This window comes from Paraburkholderia sp. SIMBA_053 (genome assembly GCF_046534895.1).
In the GTDB taxonomy this organism is placed as follows: domain Bacteria; phylum Pseudomonadota; class Gammaproteobacteria; order Burkholderiales; family Burkholderiaceae; genus Paraburkholderia; species Paraburkholderia caledonica.
The window spans coordinates 1-236 of the sequence record NZ_JAWRXU010001710.1; the positions used below are offsets into that span (position 1 = coordinate 1).

Annotated in this window: 1 pseudogene; it reads right to left on the minus strand. The window is 68.6% G+C overall.

Annotation, left to right across the window (positions count from 1 at the left end):
* Nucleotides 1–97 precede the first annotated feature (97 nt).
* Nucleotides 98–236: pseudogene (locus tag SB753_RS41365) on the minus strand (MFS transporter); the annotation flags it as partial.

The following is a 236-nucleotide window of genomic DNA, read 5'->3' on the forward strand; positions in this document are numbered from 1 at the left end:
GCGCACAAGTAACGCTGTAGCGGCGCGTCACACTCGACGCGCATTGAACCAGCAATCCGCGCGCGGCGTCACGCCCGCGCGGACCGCGGCATAGTCTTCACGCCGCCGCGTTCACCACGCCGCGTCGCTTCTCCCACAACGCCGCCGCGAGAAACGCCAGCGCGCTCGCGAGTACCACGCCGATCATCGCGTCATTGCCGACGCTCTTCATCAACGCGCCCGCAATCAGCGGCCCG